Origin of the sequence: uncultured Candidatus Kuenenia sp., from assembly GCF_900696675.1 — a bacterium.
In the GTDB taxonomy this organism is placed as follows: domain Bacteria; phylum Planctomycetota; class Brocadiia; order Brocadiales; family Brocadiaceae; genus Kuenenia; species Kuenenia stuttgartiensis_A.
On record NZ_CAADGZ010000273.1, the window covers coordinates 1 to 1,493 of the forward strand.

Annotated in this window: 2 protein-coding genes; both read right to left on the reverse strand. The window is 39.2% G+C overall.

All coding sequences use genetic code 11. The annotated features are described in order from the left end of the window. Positions 1-121 precede the first annotated feature (121 nt). The gene (locus QZT26_RS17595) at positions 122-943 is read right to left on the reverse strand and encodes a glycosyltransferase family 2 protein (protein ID WP_295104049.1); all 822 of its coding nucleotides are present in this window, start codon (positions 941-943) and stop codon (positions 122-124) included. A 345-nt stretch (positions 944-1,288) separates the two neighbouring features. Next, positions 1,289-1,493: hypothetical protein (locus QZT26_RS17600; protein ID WP_295104050.1), on the reverse strand; the 205-nt coding region annotated here is incomplete at its 5' end.

Below are 1,493 nucleotides of genomic sequence, written 5' to 3' on the forward strand. Positions count from 1 at the left end.
TGTTTAAAGTAGTACAATAGCGCTACCACAATTGCTAAAAAACGGATATCTGTTATCGCTTTTTGCCAATCTTGGTAGTGGAAAATACTGATTTTCGCATTGCGAAAATCGTTTGCAGGATTTAGGTGGTATATTGATACTGCATATCCGCCCTTACATCAAACTTAGGGTCATAAAAAATCTCGTAATTCATCAAACGATATTTAATAAGAGTCTTAATACAATTCCAGGCATAAGCTACACCATTTACGCGACAAACTTCATCTCCATAATACGTTGGGATGGGAATTTCCTTTATTTTAAAACCGGCGGCATGAAATTGCACAATAATATCCGCATCGAAATCAAATCCCTGACTATTATAATTAAAAGGAATCTTACGAAGCGCTGATACCCGGTAAGAGCGGTAGCCGGAATGCATTTCAGACATCTGGCTCTTAAGCAAGGCGTTTTGTATTTTGGTGAGAATCCGATTACCTATCCATTTATACAACGGCATACGGCCTTTCAAGGCGCCGCCTCTCTGCAAAAAACGGCTGCCGAAAACGGCGTCTGTTTTTTCTGTATAAGCGGCTAATATATGGGGCAGGCTTTCGGGGGCATACTGGCCGTCACCGTGGAGAAGTACAACAATATCAAAACCTCTTTGGATGGCATAATTGTAACCAAGTTTTTGATTGCCGCCATACCCCTGATTATAAGGTGTTTGAAAAATTCGTAGCGGAGCAATTTCTCCTGACCACTGAATATTCTGTGCCTTGCTATATGTGTCGTCGGTGGACCGATCATCAATAATATAGATTTCCGCTAATTTCTCTGCAACCCATTTCGGTATACGATTCAGTACATCTTCGATATGTTGCTCTGCATTATAAGCAACAGTAAATACTGCCACACGATTGTTTTGAAGAACCTCTAATGCCAGTTGTTTAATATTATTCATTAGCCATGCTCAATCAGACGGGAACCACGGATTTCGGCTCAAATTGTTAAACTTTAGTTTTTTGCAAAAATAGGGGCTAGTATAACGTTTCATTAAAATACCTACATTGATACAGTCGTTGCGAGCGACAGCGAAGCAATCTTAAGTCTTTTGGGAACAAGAGATTGCTTCGTCGCTCCACTACTCGCAATGACATTTTTTTACGTACACATTTTAACGAAACGATGAACTAGGCATTTGCCAGTTTGGGTATGAACGCTTTTATGACAATTTATAGCAGATGATTCACCTCTACAATATACGGCAAACATCGAGATTGTTGGAATTTTTAAAAAAAACAAAGTATTACCTAAATCCTGCAAACAAGGCAAAGCCTTGTTGCAGGAATAGGATTGAAATGGTAGGATTTCCAAGGTATTCGGCAGTATATTGATAACAAAAAACACCTGAAAGGAGATTCACCATTTCGATGAAGAATATAGCAAAAAAATACAGCAAAAGACAACCGAAAATCAAGGCAGAGATGAGCGGGAAAGGCTTAACGGTACAT